The sequence below is a fragment of the Vibrio sp. 1-1(7) genome (genome assembly GCF_013048485.1).
Lineage (GTDB): Bacteria > Pseudomonadota > Gammaproteobacteria > Enterobacterales > Vibrionaceae > Vibrio > Vibrio fujianensis.
Genome location: NZ_VHSP01000001.1, coordinates 170,131 through 185,447, shown reverse-complemented (window position 1 = coordinate 185,447; position 15,317 = coordinate 170,131). Strand labels below are relative to the sequence as shown.

Genomic DNA, 15,317 nt, shown 5'->3' with positions numbered 1-15,317 from the left:
CTTATACCTCTCTTACTTGATGACTTTTACGTCGAGCCCATTTTAATTCGAAACGATATAATTTATCGACAATCCAAGCCGTTGTTGCAATCACCACAATGGTACTGATCACTAAGACCAGCATAATACGCCCTCCTTGTTCACGCATAAGTGGCTGATAATTGACGACAGCAACAACCGCCGGTACAAAAAACAACAACATTTCTGCCAGTAACCAGGATGCCCCTCTCCGCAGCCAATCCACCTTCACAACTCGGCTAAACACTAATACCAATAATAAGAGCATACCTGTTAAATTGGCAGGGATAGGAAGATGAAAATGCTGAACCAAGTAATCGGCGATAAACCATATCAAAGCTAGTACCACAATTTGACCAATCGTCAATAAACCATTTTCTACTTTTTTCATGTTATTAATCGTTATTTTGTGAAATTAATCACATTATAACCAGGTGCAAAACCTGCATAAAATGACTTTTTATTATAAAAATCATTCCAAAATGGAATAATCAAACGAGCACGATAATTATGGATATTAAAGCGCTGCGCTACTTTGTTGAACTCGTTAACCAGCAAAGCTTTACCCGAGCATCAGAACAGCTGTATGTGACACAACCGACCATTAGTAAGATGATTCGTAGTCTTGAAATAGAAGTAGGACAACCTTTACTTCATCGAGAAGGACGACGATTTTGGTTAACTGAGGCGGGAGAAATCGTCTATCAGCGAGCAGGAGAAATTATTGCCCAGTTGACCCAGTTAGACGCTGAGCTGATAGATCTCAACCAATTGCAACGCGGTCAACTTCGATTGGGCATTCCCCCGATGGTTGGGCATCTCTATGCAGGGCTGATTCGGCAGTACCGCCAAGTCTATCCAAATGTTGAAATGACTATTGTCGAGTACGGGGGACGCAAAATAGAGCAAGCAGTATTGGATGGCGAATTGGATGTCGCTATTACCATGCTTTCTCAGCATGCAGAACAAAATCTCAATACGTTAGTACTGGATAATTATCCTATTTATGCGGTACTTCCCAATAGTTCACCTTGGAAAGATATGCCAAAGCTTAACTGGAGCATGTTAAAAAACGAACCGTTTTATCTTTATACACAAGAATTTACACTGAGTGATTATGTGCAGAGCCTATGCAAGCAACAGGGATTCATACCACAAATCGCAGCGCGTAGCAGCCAATGGGACTTTTTGGTGGCACTGGTCAAAAATGGTATTGGAGTCGCATTTTTACCTGAACCACTTTGTCAGAGAATACAGAGCGATGGTGTGCTAGTGCGACCGATTACCCCAACGATTGATTGGCGACTCTGTGTCATTTGGCACGCCGAACGATACATTTCTCGAACTGCAGAGGCATGGATCGAGCTATGTAAGCAGTATCAAAGCACATCGAACCTCCGTCTGGATAAAAAAGATTAACCAGCCATGATCATAAAGGTAATGAGTCATCAGTTCGATATTTCGGCTTTTTGCGAACATAAAGTTTACGGTGAACTTCTGAAACTACCGTTCCTTCTTGGTCTTTGACATGGATAATAAATTCAGGAAAGCATTTATCACCATTAGCCGTCACGGCCAATATATCATCGAGTTGGGCCTGAGAAATCAAAAACTCAGCATAAAGATCACTTTGGCCTGGCTTGATAAAATTAATGCTCGCCTCTTTATCCCAAACATAATATTGCTTTCCCAAAATCCCCATCAACATTAAAGAGTAAACAGGATCAGTGAGAGAAAAAATACTTCCTCCATATTGAGAACGGTTGGCATTTTTATTCCACCAACGTAGCTTTAAGCGTAATTTGGCTTCACGAAAATCATCACTGAGTGATTCAATTTTTATCCCTGCCCCCCAAAAAGGAGGCCAACTATTTAGTGCCCACTTCACAATATTAGGTTTATACAATATTTCCAGTGTTTTATTCATGCTATCCGTGCCTTAGACTCTAATTGATCTCAATACCTCAGCAATGATGAATCGCATGGCCATGAGGTTGAGAAGTATAACGCAGTTGATGTTGCACAATTGTAACTGGTCAGATAAGATTTCACCGTGATTTAACACGACTTTATACATAAAGACAGTAACCCTTTGAACTTCGTGGTTTATTGTTTTGACTGGGTGACCTATAATGTGAGACAACATTGACGTCTGTTTACGACGGCAGATCATCAACGGGAAAGTATATGTCAGACAATAACCAAGCGCTAAAGGATGCTGGTCTTAAAGTAACCCTTCCACGGCTAAAAATTTTAGAAGTATTACAGCAGCCTGAGTGCCAACATATTAGTGCTGAAGAGCTGTACAAAAAGCTGATTGATCTCGGTGAAGAGATCGGCCTTGCCACCGTTTATCGAGTTTTAAACCAATTTGATGATGCAGGCATTGTTACTCGCCACCACTTTGAAGGGGGCAAATCCGTCTTTGAGCTCTCAACGCAACATCACCATGATCATTTAGTCTGTCTCGATTGTGGTGAAGTGATTGAGTTTTCAGACGATGTCATCGAACAGCGCCAAAAAGAAATTGCCGCTCGATACAATGTTAAATTAACCAATCACAGTCTGTATCTGTACGGTAAATGTGCTGACGGGAACTGTAAAACCGATCCTGACGCTCACAAAGTCAAGTAATTACATAAAAAAACCACCGCATGGTGGTTTTTTTATTACTCGTTAACCCAAGACGTTAAGCTAAAAGTAATCTCGAATCAAAACTTCTGCAATTTGTACCGCATTGGTTGCTGCGCCTTTACGTACGTTATCTGCCACAACCCATAAATTGATACCACTATGATGGCTAATATCATTGCGAATACGCCCCACAAGTACGCTATCTTTGCCACCAGCATCACGTACTTGGGTTGGATACTCTTCACCTTGAAAAACATCAATTCCATCCATTTGATCTAATAATGCAATCACTTGTTCGGCATCAATCGGATCACGGGTTTCAATATGTACCGCTTCTGCATGTCCATAAAAAACCGGGACACGTACGCAAGTGGGATTAACCATTAACGAAGGATCATTGAAGATTTTTTGGGTTTCCCATACCATCTTCATTTCTTCTTTCGTATAGCCGTTATCCATAAATTGATCAATTTGTGGAATACAGTTAAAGGCTATTTGTTGACTAAAGGTTTGCGGCTCCGCCGGAATACCATTGAGTAGCTTAGCCGTTTGCCCGGCTAATTCATCAATACCCGCTTTACCTGCACCAGAAACCGACTGATATGTAGTGACATTGATCCGTTCAATCCCGACAGCATCATAAATAGGTTTTAAAGCCACCAACATTTGGATGGTTGAGCAGTTCGGATTAGCAATAATATTTCGATTACGAAACTCTGCAATAGCCTGAGGGTTGACTTCAGGAACAACCAGTGGGATGTCGTAGTCATAACGAAATTGTGAAGAGTTATCAATCACTACTACGCCAGCTTCTGCGGCAATCGGTGCCCAGCGTTCAGATAACGCGCCACCGGCAGAAAATAAAGCAATGTGGGCCTGTGACCAATCAAATTCCTCAACATTCTGTACGCAAACGGTCTTGCCGTTGAAACGGTAGGCTTTCCCTTCACTGCGCTCACTGGCCAGTAAAAATAACTCACCGACTGGGAACTGGCGTTCTTGCAGAACTTCCAACATCGTTTCACCCACGGCACCTGTTGCGCCGAAAATGGCAACATTAAATTCTTGGCTCATTCGTTACCTCTATATTAAAACCTAATTTTGCTAGTGGCTCGAGTTGACAAGACTCATCTCCCACCAGTTTGATTGCGCTGTATTCTCGTCGATCCCAGTACTGTTTTCGCATTTGATCAAAACCTCCTGGCTTACCAATGTCACGGCGAAACAGGGCATCATCACGTCGTACATCATAAATCAGTTGCGTTAGACTAAGCAGTGTCGCTTCATCCCATTTTTGATGTAGCGTTACTTCAGGAATCGGAGCAACAGGGAGTAAGCTGGATGGGTTGGCCCACAATGCTTGTCCTAAAAACTCACTGTAGCGGTTAAAAATCATCGTGGTACCACGCGCCTTTCCCTCTAGCCCATAACCTGCCACATGTGGCGTCGCAAAGGCAAGTAACGGCAGTAATGTCGCATCCACCTGCGGTTCAAACTCAAACACATCCAATGCTGCGCTGAAACCATCACGCTGCTGCAAACGGACTTTAAGCGCTTGATTGTCTACAACCGGTCCACGAGCGGCATTAATTAAAATTTGATCACTACGCAAGTGCTGTAAAACAGCCTCATCGATCAGATGATGTGTTGGCCATTCACCATCGTAAGTGATCGGAGTATGCAGCGTAATCACATCCGCTTTCTCTAATAGCACTGGCAGTGGGGTAAATTCGCGCTCATCCCCTTGAGACTGCTTTGGTGGGTCATTTAAAAGCACCTTGATACCAAGCCCAGTTAAACACTCAGCAAGGTAACTACCCACTTGACCAGCACCGATGATACCCACCGTTTTATCCCAAACAGAGAAACCTTGCTGCTGAGCAAGTACCATCAAAATACTAAACACGTACTCTGCTACCCCCACTTTGTTACAACCGGGAGCGGCGGTAAAGAAAATCCCTCGTTCAGCTAATAAAGTTTGATTTACATGATCGACGCCAGCGGTTGCCGTACCAACAAACTTTAATCGGTTCGCTTTAGCCAGTAAGTGTTCATCCACTTTCGTCACTGAACGAATCATTAAAGCATCAATATCGATGAGATCATCTGCCGTTAACGTTCTTCCTGGCTTTAGTATCACCTCGCCAAGCTGGCAAAATAACGATTCAGCATAAGGCATATTTTCATCAATCAATATTTTCATAGCAGGTTCACACAAGTTATTTTTGAGGGACAAAGAAATACGATGAGACGATAGCCTCGCTCATTGGCTCGCTATCTAGTTGACACGCATTGTGCAGAAAAGCGTTCACGGTGTCGAGAATTAAAAAGACCCGGTGCCTATTGGTCACCGGGTGAATATCCAGAACAAAAGGATCCTGTCCCGCTCTCCAGGGGACAGAGTCTGCGTCTGTTTGATCGGTATTACCGACCGGTTCTGGAAAATTTTCCTTTATGTAATCACTGATTACGCAGAGTACTTTTTGATCACCAGTGTTGCGTTCGTTCCACCAAATCCAAAGCTGTTAGACATGACCGTTGTAAGCGGCTGTTCACGCATTTGCGTCACGATATCTAATCCCTCAGCCGCCGCATCTAATGTCTCAATATTAATACTTGGTGCAATAAAATTATGCTCAAGCATCAATGTGGAATAAATTGCTTCGTGAACACCTGCCGCACCGAGAGCATGACCGGTCATCGCTTTAGTAGCTGAAATCGCTGGACTGTGACCGGCAAAAATTTCTTGAATCGCACCAAGTTCTTTGAGATCGCCAACCGGTGTTGACGTGCCATGAGTATTAACATAATCCACATGATCAACCTGTTGCATTGCCATTTTCATGCAGCGAGCGGCACCTTCACCCGAAGGCGCAACCATGTCATAACCATCAGATGTCGCACCGTAGCCGACAATTTCACCGTATATTTTAGCACCACGCGCTAAGGCGTGTTCTAACTCTTCGATCACCAACATACCACCACCGCCAGAGATAACGAAACCGTCGCGGTCAGCATCATAGGTTCGTGAGGCCTTCTCTGGCGTTTCATTATACTTCGTTGATAAGGCTCCCATGGCATCGAACATCATGGTTAAAGACCAATCTAACTCTTCACCACCACCGGCAAAGACAATATCTTGTTTACCCAGTTGAATCAGTTCCATTGCATTACCGATACAGTGAGCAGACGTTGCACAGGCTGAACTGATCGAGTAATTAACCCCACGAATTTTAAATGGAGTCGCAAGACACGCAGACACGGTTGATGACATAGTACGTGGTACCATATAAGGCCCAATGCGCTTGACCCCTTTTGCCCGTAGTGTATCAACAGCAATGGCTTGGTTTAATGAAGATGCCCCACCCGAACCGGCAATAATACCGGTACGATCATTAGAAACTTGTTCTGGTGTTAATCCGGCATCGGCTATCGCTTGCTCCATCGATAAATAAGCGTATGCAGCAGCATCGCCCATAAAACGCATTTGTTTGCGATCAATATGTTCCGCTGGGTTAATTTTCAAGTCACCCCACACTTGGGAACGCAAACCTTGATCTTTAAATTGTTCAGATGCGCTAATCCCTGATTTACCTGCTTTCAGAGACGCTAGAACTTCTTGGACGTTGTTACCGATACTGGAAACAATACCCATACCGGTGATGACGACTCGTTTCATGTGAGATTCCTATAATTCAAAATTTCTTGCTAGATGATAACCAAGATAAGTAACAAAAGTGGTCAGCTTTCCTATAAATCCGTACAATCTTGCCTTATTAAACACATATTGCCTAGAACTGATCGATTATGACGGCTATTACTCATGCACAACTGGCTTGGAATGATGCAGGAACCCCTGTATCAGACCACTTTGATGACGTCTATTTCTCTAATACTAATGGATTAGAGGAAACACGTTATGTTTTTATTGAAAAAAATCACCTGCCACAAAGATGGCATGAGTATGATCAACGCCGCTTTGTGATTGCAGAAACAGGCTTTGGAACTGGGCTTAATTTCCTCGCCACTTGGCAATATTTCGACCAGTTTTTACAGCAATCACCTGATGCTACGTTAAAATCATTACATTTTATTAGTTTTGAAAAATATCCATTAAAAAAAGCCGATTTGATCCAAGCCCATCAAGCTTGGCCTGAACTCGCCAAATACGCTATTGAGCTGCAAAAACATTACCCCATAGCGGTTCCTGAGTGCCATCGTATCCTATTAGCTGGAGGAGCCGTCACCCTAGATTTATGGTTCGGAGATATTAAAGACTGTCTACCTAAGGTGCCTGTTCCGCCACAAGGATTGGTTGATGCTTGGTATCTTGATGGTTTTGCACCGAGTAAAAACCCTGAAATGTGGAATCAGCAACTTTTTAATGGTATGAGCCAGTTAGCCAAATCAAAGGCGACCTGTGCCACGTTTACCGCAGCAGGGTTTGTACGACGCGGACTCATCGAAGCTGGCTTTGAAATGAAAAAAGTCAAAGGTTTTGGGACTAAACGAGAAATGATTGCCGGTCATCTCGCACATAAAAATCGATATACGAATATTGATCCTTGCTACCACAGAGAAGAAGTCACGAACCTGCAAGAAGTCGCCATTATTGGCGGTGGTATCGCCAGTGCAACCCTAGCTCACGCACTTTCGCAACGAGGAGTTCCCGTCACTTTATACTGCGCCGATACAGCGCCCGCAGCAGGAGCATCCGGTAACCGACAAGGTGCTGTTTATCCTTTGCTCAATAGCCAGCATAGTGGCGTATCACGAGTATTTGCTCCGGCATTTCTCTTTGCTCGTCAGTGGATCGAACAGATCGCACACCGTACATCATTTGCACATGATTGGTGTGGCGTCACCCAGTTAATGTGGGATGAAAAATCTACCGAGAAGCTAACCCGTATGTTGCAGGGCAATTTTCCTGATCAACTCGTTCAGTTTCTCAATCAAACGCAAACCCAAGAAAAAATAGGGTTACCGATTGATATGCCTAGCCTTTATTACTCGCTTGGTGGTTGGCTATCTCCAGCTGAATTAACCCAAGCTGTGCTGATGTTACTACAAGAAACAGGCATGTTAACGACCTACTTTGAACAGCCGATTGAAAAATTAACGTGGCTAGCCAGCCAGCAGCGCTGGCAATTAACCAGTCGCGATCAAACCTTTGAGCATCAATGTGTAGTTATTGCTAATGGCCATCAATTTGATCAGTTTGCACAAACTCGCCATATACCTTTAGGAAAAGTTAAGGGCCAGGTGAGTCACGCACCGACGAATTCAGAGCTACAACCACTGCAAACGGTACTGTGTTATGACGGGTATATGACACCCCATAGTCCGGATTACAAGACCCACTGTATTGGAGCCAGTTATGATAAGCACTCGTTAGACTATCTTTTTGATCCTCAAGCACAGCAAGAGAATGCTCAGCGGTTAGCTCGTTGCATTCCTAACCAATCTTGGCCTAAACAAATCGATGTCTCAGGTAATCAATCTCGACAAGGAATTCGCTGTGTTAGCCGAGATCACTTACCTTTTGTTGGCAATATCGGTCAACGAGACAAGATTGTTGAGCAGTACTCCGACTTACCTCAACAACCTCTAGAGCACATACCCTCGGTTGCAAACTACCCTCATCTCTATGGGATCTTGGGTTTAGGCTCTCGAGGATTAAGCTCTGCTCCTTTGATGGCGGAGCTGTTAGCATCCCAGATCTGTGGCGATCCACTTCCGCTGCCCGTGGATGTGCTTGAAAGCTTGCATCCTAGCCGAATGTGGATTCGAAAACTTAAAAAAGGACAATCTGTACGCTAATTGTTCTGTACGCTCATTGTTCGTCGTCCCGTCGAACGGCTAAACTTGCTCGATAAGTTGCTGCCAAAGTTCACTCACAATCGCCTGATCGACGGGTGATAATTCTGAACGGGCAGCCGCTAAACTCTGCGCTATCTTTATCTTAAACTCGACCAAATCATCAATCCCCGCCTCCTCACAAGCAGCAGCGGAGAGTGAAATATGCCCCCGTAAGTAGCCCCCAGCAAAGAGTTCATCATCTGACGCAGACTCAATACGTGCATCAATCAAATTCAGTAGTTTTTCTTCAAATTCAATAATCATGTTTTACTCGTTATTTCACTATAAATTGATCGGGGCTTAAAGGTGGCCGAGCATAGTGCTGGCGCAAGGCATCCGATAACCGTTTAACTCGCAAGGGTAATCCTTGTTTTAACAGTGCTAACACCTGTTGATGTACTTTATGCATAAAGGCCAATCGATCCGGTTCACTATCCCCATTTAAGTTGTCACAACTCACCGTAAATGGAAAACCCGCGCTTTGTGAAAAAATCCATTCATAAGCTTGAGGGCGAATTTCGACACGTTCAAATTCAGACTGGACTTCTGCCGACCGGCCATCAGGCTCATACCAATAGCCAAAGTCTTCCAGTAGTCGTCTCTGCGGCCCTGCGACACACCAGTGGGCAATTTCATGCAAAGCTGAGGCATAAAAACCTCGCGCGAAAATAATGCGATGGTAAGGGGTGAACTCATCTGCTGGTAGGTAGATAGGTTCATCACCACCTAGTTCTAACTTAGTTTGATAATCAGCAAAAAAAACCTGATTAAAAATAGTAATCAAGTCTTGATATTGATGCGTCATAAATGATGTCGCCTCTCCCTCTTTTTATTATGGTGAGCATTCTCTCGGTTTTTTACCACCGGGTAAAGGATTACCCTGAGGATCCGCGAGCACAGAACAGATTATCCGATACCTTAAACGCTTATCGCCATATCATTATCAATTAGTTTAAGTAATCAATACCTGGCGTTATCCTTACAAAAACTCATTCGTCAATAGCATTGATAGCTCTTACACTCACGCATTCTTAGGGGCTGTGGACCCTAAGCTTCAGGTAAATAAATAAGAGGCTCCGGCATGTTACTAAGTATTCTCTATCTCATTGGTATTACTGCGGAATCGATGACAGGCGCTCTCAGTGCTGGGCGTCGGAAAATGGATTGGTTTGGGGTCATGCTGGTTGCTAGTGCGACCGCGATTGGTGGAGGAACGGTACGCGATATTTTACTTGGCCACTACCCATTAGGTTGGGTAAAACATCCAGAGTTTCTAGCAATTACCTGCTTAGCGGGTGTGTTAACCACTGGAATTTATCGCTGGGTGATTAAACTAAAAGGACTATTTATTCGCTTAGACGCACTCGGGTTGATTGTATTTAGCATCATCGGTACAAAAGTCGCGCTAGGTATGGGGCACCATGTAATGATCTGTATGGTGGCCGCATTAGTTACTGGCGTATTTGGCGGATTATTACGAGATTTAATCTGTCGTCAGCCTCCTTTGGTACTACATGATGAGTTGTACGCTTCAGTGACCTTAGTCGCTTCAGGGCTCTATCTGGCATTACTTGAGCTGGGAGTCAGTGAAATCACCAATACAATAGTAACCTTAGTCGTGGGTTATCTGTTGCGTATGGCTGCGGTTCGATTTAAGTGGCGTTTACCTTCTTTTCACTTGGTTGAAACAGATAAACCGCTGCATTAATTCTCTTTTCCTAACAAAAAACCTCACACCTGATACAAGATGTGAGGTTTTGCTAAACGGAAAACCTTACAGTATTGGTGTTTCCGTATGGACACCGTGATTCTGGCCGCGATGACGCAGTAAATGATCCATCAGTACAATTGCTAACATGGCTTCAGCAATCGGTACGGCACGGATACCCACACAAGGATCATGACGACCTTTAGTGATCAGTTGCGTCGCTTTCCCCTCTCGGGTAATGGTTTCACCAGGAACGGTAATGCTTGAGGTCGGCTTTAGGGCAATGTTTGCCACGATGTTTTGCCCAGACGAAATACCCCCTAAGATACCCCCTGCATGATTGCTAGCAAAGCCTTGCGGAGTGAGCGGATCTCGGTGTTCGCTGCCTTTTTGACGTACAACCTCAAAACCATCACCAATTTCAACCCCTTTTACGGCATTGATACTCATGAGAGCGTGTGCAATATCGGCGTCTAAACGGTCAAACACGGGTTCGCCCAAACCCACCGGAACCTGAGTCGCCACCACTTGAATTTTAGCCCCAATCGAGTCGCCCTCTTTTTTCAACTCACGAATCAGTTGATCAAACGCATCCACCTTATCGACATCAGGACAAAAAAAGGCATTATTCTCAATTTCGTTCCAATCGACTTTCTCTATCGAGATCTCTCCCATTTGCGACAAATATGCTCGAATTTCAATACCAAACTCTTGTTTGAGATATTTCTTAGCAATTCCGCCAGCGGCAACACGCATCGCTGTTTCCCGAGCAGAAGAGCGCCCACCACCTCGGTAGTCACGCACCCCATACTTTTGGTGATAAGTATAATCGGCATGCCCGGGGCGGAATTTATCTTTAATTTCTGAGTAGTCTTTTGAGCGTTGATCGGTATTTTCAATTAACAGACCAATCGACGTTCCGGTTGTTTTTCCCTCAAACACGCCGGACAAAATTTTCACTTCATCAGGCTCACGTCGTTGGGTGGTATAGCGCGAGGTTCCAGGACGGCGGCGATCTAAGTCAACTTGTAGATCGGCGGCGCTAATTTCCAACCCTGGAGGGCATCCGTCCACGATACATCCTAGTGCGATACCGTGACTTTCTCCGAATGTGGTCACTCGGAAATGTTGTCCGATACTATTTCCTGCCATTATTTCCTCAAACTCGCTTACGTTGAGCGGGTAGTTTTGCCCATCGTATTCATGACTATTATTGGTAGAATCATACTCGCTTGATTAACGAATGATGTAAAGCCCCTATCGCGCACTAATTGCTAACAAATAGCCAAACACCGACACTAGGCCGGTGCTTGATAACGGTTCGATCATTAATCGCGGTACAATGCAAACTCATCCGCACACGCGACTAACTGTTCTCGGGTTAATAAAAAGACGCCATGGCCACCATGTTCAAATTCCAACCAAGTAAATGGAATATCAGGATATTGCTCCATTAAATGAACCATTGAATTACCGACCTCACACACCAAAATACCTTGTTCAGTCAGATAACGAGGAGCGTTGGCTAAAATTCGGCGAACTAATTTCAGCCCATCGGTTCCTGCGGCTAACCCTAGCTCGGGCTCATGTTTGAACTCATCGGGCAAACTATGCATATCTTCTTGATCCACATAAGGTGGATTGGTCACAATAATATTGTATTGTTCTTGAGGTAAATCTCTAAACAGGTCGGAACGGATAGGAAAAACTTGCTGCTCTAAACCATGATCTTGAATATTTTGCTCTGCCACTTGCAGCGCATCCGACGAAATATCGATCGCATCGACCTCGGCATCAGGAAACGCATAAGCACAAGCAATCGCAATGCAACCACTGCCTGTACATAAATCCATAATTCGAGTCGGTTGTTCGACTAACCAAGGCGAAAATTCGGCTTGAATTAATTCACCAATCGGAGAACGAGGCACCAACACCCGTTCATCAACAAAAAACTCTAGCCCACAAAACCAAGCTTTATTGGTTAAATAAGCCACCGGAGTTCGTTCATTAATACGTTTCACCACTCGCTCAACCACACGTAATCGCTCACTGCTGGTTAAGCGTGAATTGAGTACATGAGGAGGCACATCTATCGGTAAGTAAAGGGTAGGCAAAATAAGTTGAACCGCTTCATCCCAAGCATTATCTGTACCGTGACCATAAAATAGTTTCGCGGCGTTAAAGCGGCTCACCGTCCAACGAATCATATCCTGAAGCGTATACAGTTCAGAAACCGCTTCATCTACAAAAATCTTATCCAAAATTGCCTCCGAAAAGCGCTACAATACTGCCAATTCCGACTCATAACCGATTATTTACCGACAATGAACAAAAAACACACCGATTTCAATCCAAACGCTGATCTCGATGCGGATGATTTTGCTCTGTTTCAGGATGCAGTAAAAGGCGTAAAAAAGTTTGCGCAGGATACCATAGTCCGACCACCAAACAGAAACCCCAAACAAAAAGAAATCCGTCGAACCTCGCGCGAAGCGAGTGATAACGATTTTTATTTTTCTGACGAATTTGTTCCCCTCTTAAGTGAAGAAGGGCCTACCCGTTATGCTCGCCATGATGTGTCAAAGTATGAAGTTAAGAAATTACGTCGTGGTGTTTACGTGCCTGACGTTTTTCTCGATATGCATGGTATGACTCAAGTCGAAGCCAAACGGGAACTAGGAGCAATGATTGCTTATTGTTTAAAAGAAAATGTTCACTGCGCTTGTGTGCAACATGGAATTGGTAAACACATTCTTAAGCAAAAAGTTCCGCTATGGTTAGCTCAGCACCCCGACGTGCTAGCTTTTCATCAAGCACCATTAGAATTTGGTGGCAATGGCTCATTATTGATTTTACTCTCTATCCCTGAAAAATAGGCCCTATCATCTCGTTAGTAACGCATATCCGGTGGAATAGGTAGGTTATCTTCTTGAAGCACCGGACGTTCTCCCCCTTTACGTCGATACTGCTTAAGTTGAAAGACATATGCCAATACTTGAGCGACGGCCATGAATAAACCATCAGGGATCTCTTGTTCTAACTCCGTGGTATGGTAAAGCGCACGGGCTAAAGGTGGAGCAGGAACAATCATGATATCATGCTCACGAGCGACTTCTCGAATTTTTAACGCCAGAAAATCACCGCCTTTTGCCACCACAACGGGGGCTCGATCTGTGTCTTGCTTATAACGCAAAGCGACAGAAAAGTGTTCAGGGTTGGTAATAATCACATCCGCTTGCGGGACATCGGCCATCATGCGCCGCTGAGCTGCCTCACGCTGCAACATTCGAATCCGCCCTTTCACCTCAGGTTTACCTTCGGTGTCTTTGTGTTCATCTTTAATTTCTTGCTTAGTCATTTTGAGTTGTTCGGCGTGTTGCCAAATTTGAAAAGGGATATCAATCGCCACAACGACCAACAAAGAGCAGCTAATCAGTAAAATAAAATTGAGTAAAATATCCAGCGCATGAAAAAGATTTTGTGGAAACACATCCATGCTCAGCTGAAAAAGATCCCACTTTGATGCATCAATCAGATAAAATGCCACCCCAGAAACCAGTAATACTTTTAAAATCGACTTTAGCAACTCAACCCAACTTTGTAGGCCAAACATCCGTTTAAAGCCACTCAAAGGATTAAGTTTAGATAGCTTCGGCATCGCCGCTTCGGTTGAAAAGCTTATCCCACCGACCCCAGCTGCACCAAGCAAGGCTGCGACAAACAAGGTTACTAAGATGAGTAATAACGGTAATAATAAGCCCGTTAGCGTACCGCCAATAATTTCAAAGAGTTTACTGCTGTCAAAAATTTCTTCGCGGCTAAGAGAGAATAATCGCCCCATCATGCGGTATAAACCTCGAGCCAATAAATCGCCAAACCACATTAGCGATACCGCCCCCACCACTAATACCGAGACTGAAGCCAACTCTTTTGAGCGTGCCACTTGGCCTTTTTCTTTAGCTTGCTGTAACCTTCGGGGGGTGGCCTCTTCTGTCCTTTCTTGGCCGTCAGATTCTGCCATCATGGCCTCCTAACAATTTAAGCGTATCAAGCGACAAAGCTGCTGCTCACCCTCTAACCAGAATAATTCATAGTGTGCAAACAAACCGCTGATAATATACCAACAGAGCAATATGCCGACCAATAAAGCAAAAGCAAACCCGAGTGAGAAGATATTCAATTGTGGCGCGGCCCGAGTCATCACCCCAAAGGAAAGGTTAACCGTTAGCAGAGCAATAATTCCGGAAAGTGCCATACTCAGCGCCACTTTAAACATAATGCCAAGCCATAATGCTAACTCTCGAAAATCCACCGCAGTGAGTGCTCCACTGCCGATCGGTAAGCTTTTAAAGCTCATGACCACTAATTGAATCATTTTCAAATGACCATCGGTTGCCAAAAAAAACATGGTCGCCAACAACATAAATAACTGCCCCAATAAAGGGGTACTTTGACCATTCGCAGGATCCACCATGGAAGCAAAACCTAAACTCGATTGCATCCCTAAAATTTGTCCGAGAATAATAAACGTTTGAATCAGAAATTGCGTCACCATGCCCATCGCTACGCCAATAATTAACTGCTCTAACGTCGTTAAAAAACCTTGAAACGATAGTAAAGCTATATCTGCGGTAATTTGAGGAATGGCTGGCATGACCGCAAACGTAATGGCCAAACCGAGATAGAGGCGAATACGAGGAGAAACAAATCGAGCCCCCGTCACAGACATCACCATTAACATGGCAGAAATACGGGCAAAGGGCCAAAAATAGTGAGCGATAAAATCTAGTACCACACTGGTTGGGTATTCCATCGATACTCCTTAATAGAGCACCTGTGGTAAGCGCTCAATCATCGCCATAAAGAACTCCATCAGTATCTGGGTCATCCAATGCCCAAACATCATTAATGCTAAAAGTGTCACGATAAGACGAGGTAAAAAACTCAAGGTTTGTTCGTTAATAGAGGTCGCCGCTTGAAAAATTGCCACTACAAGACCAATCAATAAGCTCGGAATAATAATGGCGCATACCATGATAAGAACCATCCACAGCGCTTCACGAAATAGCTCAACAAACAGTTCTGGTGTCATTGGCCC

The 15,317-nt window shown here is 44.2% G+C and carries 17 protein-coding genes; 5 read left to right on the top strand and 12 right to left on the bottom strand.

From position 1 onward, the window contains the following. Nucleotide 1: 1 nt before the first annotated feature. A complete protein-coding gene (locus tag FKN05_RS00985) occupies nt 2-409 on the bottom strand; it encodes a CidA/LrgA family protein (RefSeq protein ID WP_161427634.1) in 408 nt (135 codons plus the stop codon). Between the two features lie 119 nt (nt 410-528). Between FKN05_RS00985 and FKN05_RS00980 the strand changes: the two genes are divergently transcribed. Then, entirely contained in the window at nt 529-1,437 is a 909-nt protein-coding gene (locus FKN05_RS00980; protein ID WP_099611499.1) for a LysR family transcriptional regulator, read from the top strand. Between the two features lie 10 nt (nt 1,438-1,447). Here the strand turns inward: FKN05_RS00980 and FKN05_RS00975 are convergent, their stop codons facing one another. Next, nucleotides 1,448-1,945 (bottom strand): DUF4442 domain-containing protein, encoded by a 498-nt coding sequence (locus FKN05_RS00975; RefSeq protein ID WP_099611500.1) that lies wholly within the window; start codon nt 1,943-1,945, stop codon nt 1,448-1,450. 260 nt (nt 1,946-2,205) lie between these two features. On the opposite strand from FKN05_RS00975, the gene fcrX reads away from it, so the two are divergent. Continuing rightward, on the top strand, nt 2,206-2,652 hold the full coding sequence (gene fcrX / locus FKN05_RS00970) for a ferric iron uptake transcriptional regulator FcrX (protein ID WP_099611501.1): 447 nt from the start codon (nt 2,206-2,208) through the stop codon (nt 2,650-2,652). Nucleotides 2,653-2,712: 60 nt separating this feature from the next. Here fcrX and FKN05_RS00965 read toward each other — a convergent pair whose 3' ends face one another. The 3 genes from FKN05_RS00965 to fabB form a co-directional block, all read right to left on the bottom strand. Continuing rightward, a complete protein-coding gene (locus FKN05_RS00965) occupies nt 2,713-3,726 on the bottom strand; it encodes an aspartate-semialdehyde dehydrogenase (protein ID WP_099611502.1) in 1,014 nt (337 codons plus the stop codon). After that, nucleotides 3,710-4,855, bottom strand: a complete 1,146-nt coding sequence (locus tag FKN05_RS00960) for a 4-phosphoerythronate dehydrogenase (RefSeq protein WP_161427863.1) — start codon at nt 4,853-4,855, stop codon at nt 3,710-3,712. The genes FKN05_RS00965 and FKN05_RS00960 overlap by 17 nt, the downstream gene beginning before the upstream one ends. A 264-nt stretch (nt 4,856-5,119) precedes the next feature. Beyond that, the gene (gene fabB, locus FKN05_RS00955) at nt 5,120-6,331 is read right to left on the bottom strand and encodes a beta-ketoacyl-ACP synthase I (protein ID WP_099611504.1); all 1,212 of its coding nucleotides are present in this window, start codon (nt 6,329-6,331) and stop codon (nt 5,120-5,122) included. Between the two features lie 128 nt (nt 6,332-6,459). On the opposite strand from fabB, the gene mnmC reads away from it, so the two are divergent. Then, nucleotides 6,460-8,472, top strand: coding sequence for a bifunctional tRNA (5-methylaminomethyl-2-thiouridine)(34)-methyltransferase MnmC2/FAD-dependent 5-carboxymethylaminomethyl-2-thiouridine(34) oxidoreductase MnmC1 (gene mnmC, locus FKN05_RS00950; protein ID WP_170886606.1), 2,013 nt, complete (start codon nt 6,460-6,462; stop codon nt 8,470-8,472). A gap of 39 nt (nt 8,473-8,511) precedes the next feature. On the opposite strand, the gene FKN05_RS00945 is transcribed toward mnmC, so the two are convergent. Continuing rightward, nucleotides 8,512-8,775, bottom strand: coding sequence for a YfcL family protein (locus tag FKN05_RS00945; RefSeq protein ID WP_099611506.1), 264 nt, complete (start codon nt 8,773-8,775; stop codon nt 8,512-8,514). A gap of 10 nt (nt 8,776-8,785) precedes the next feature. Then, a complete protein-coding gene (locus FKN05_RS00940) occupies nt 8,786-9,316 on the bottom strand; it encodes an elongation factor P hydroxylase (protein ID WP_170886605.1) in 531 nt (176 codons plus the stop codon). A 276-nt stretch (nt 9,317-9,592) separates the two neighbouring features. Between FKN05_RS00940 and FKN05_RS00935 the strand changes: the two genes are divergently transcribed. Beyond that, complete coding sequence (locus FKN05_RS00935; RefSeq protein ID WP_099611508.1) at nt 9,593-10,219, top strand: trimeric intracellular cation channel family protein; 627 nt, start codon at nt 9,593-9,595, stop codon at nt 10,217-10,219. A 66-nt stretch (nt 10,220-10,285) separates the two neighbouring features. On the opposite strand, the gene aroC is transcribed toward FKN05_RS00935, so the two are convergent. Continuing rightward, the gene (gene aroC, locus FKN05_RS00930) at nt 10,286-11,371 is read right to left on the bottom strand and encodes a chorismate synthase (protein ID WP_161427665.1); all 1,086 of its coding nucleotides are present in this window, start codon (nt 11,369-11,371) and stop codon (nt 10,286-10,288) included. 176 nt (nt 11,372-11,547) lie between these two features. Then, nucleotides 11,548-12,480, bottom strand: coding sequence for a 50S ribosomal protein L3 N(5)-glutamine methyltransferase (gene prmB / locus FKN05_RS00925; protein ID WP_099611510.1), 933 nt, complete (start codon nt 12,478-12,480; stop codon nt 11,548-11,550). Nucleotides 12,481-12,543: 63 nt separating this feature from the next. Between prmB and smrB the strand changes: the two genes are divergently transcribed. Continuing rightward, nucleotides 12,544-13,095 carry an endonuclease SmrB gene (gene smrB, locus FKN05_RS00920; RefSeq protein WP_099611511.1) on the top strand — a complete coding sequence of 184 codons (552 nt, stop codon included), beginning with the start codon at nt 12,544-12,546 and terminating at the stop codon, nt 13,093-13,095. Nucleotides 13,096-13,109: 14 nt separating this feature from the next. Here the strand turns inward: smrB and flhB are convergent, their stop codons facing one another. From flhB to fliQ, 3 genes are read right to left on the bottom strand one after another with little or no spacing between them, the layout of a single operon-like run. Further along, nucleotides 13,110-14,240: a flagellar biosynthesis protein FlhB gene (gene flhB, locus FKN05_RS00915; RefSeq protein ID WP_099611512.1), complete on the bottom strand. Its 1,131-nt coding sequence runs from the start codon at nt 14,238-14,240 to the stop codon at nt 13,110-13,112. Nucleotides 14,241-14,249: 9 nt separating this feature from the next. After that, nucleotides 14,250-15,032: a flagellar biosynthetic protein FliR gene (gene fliR, locus FKN05_RS00910; protein WP_099611513.1), complete on the bottom strand. Its 783-nt coding sequence runs from the start codon at nt 15,030-15,032 to the stop codon at nt 14,250-14,252. A gap of 9 nt (nt 15,033-15,041) precedes the next feature. Next, the gene (gene fliQ, locus FKN05_RS00905) at nt 15,042-15,311 is read right to left on the bottom strand and encodes a flagellar biosynthesis protein FliQ (protein ID WP_099611514.1); all 270 of its coding nucleotides are present in this window, start codon (nt 15,309-15,311) and stop codon (nt 15,042-15,044) included. Nucleotides 15,312-15,317: the final 6 nt, after the last annotated feature.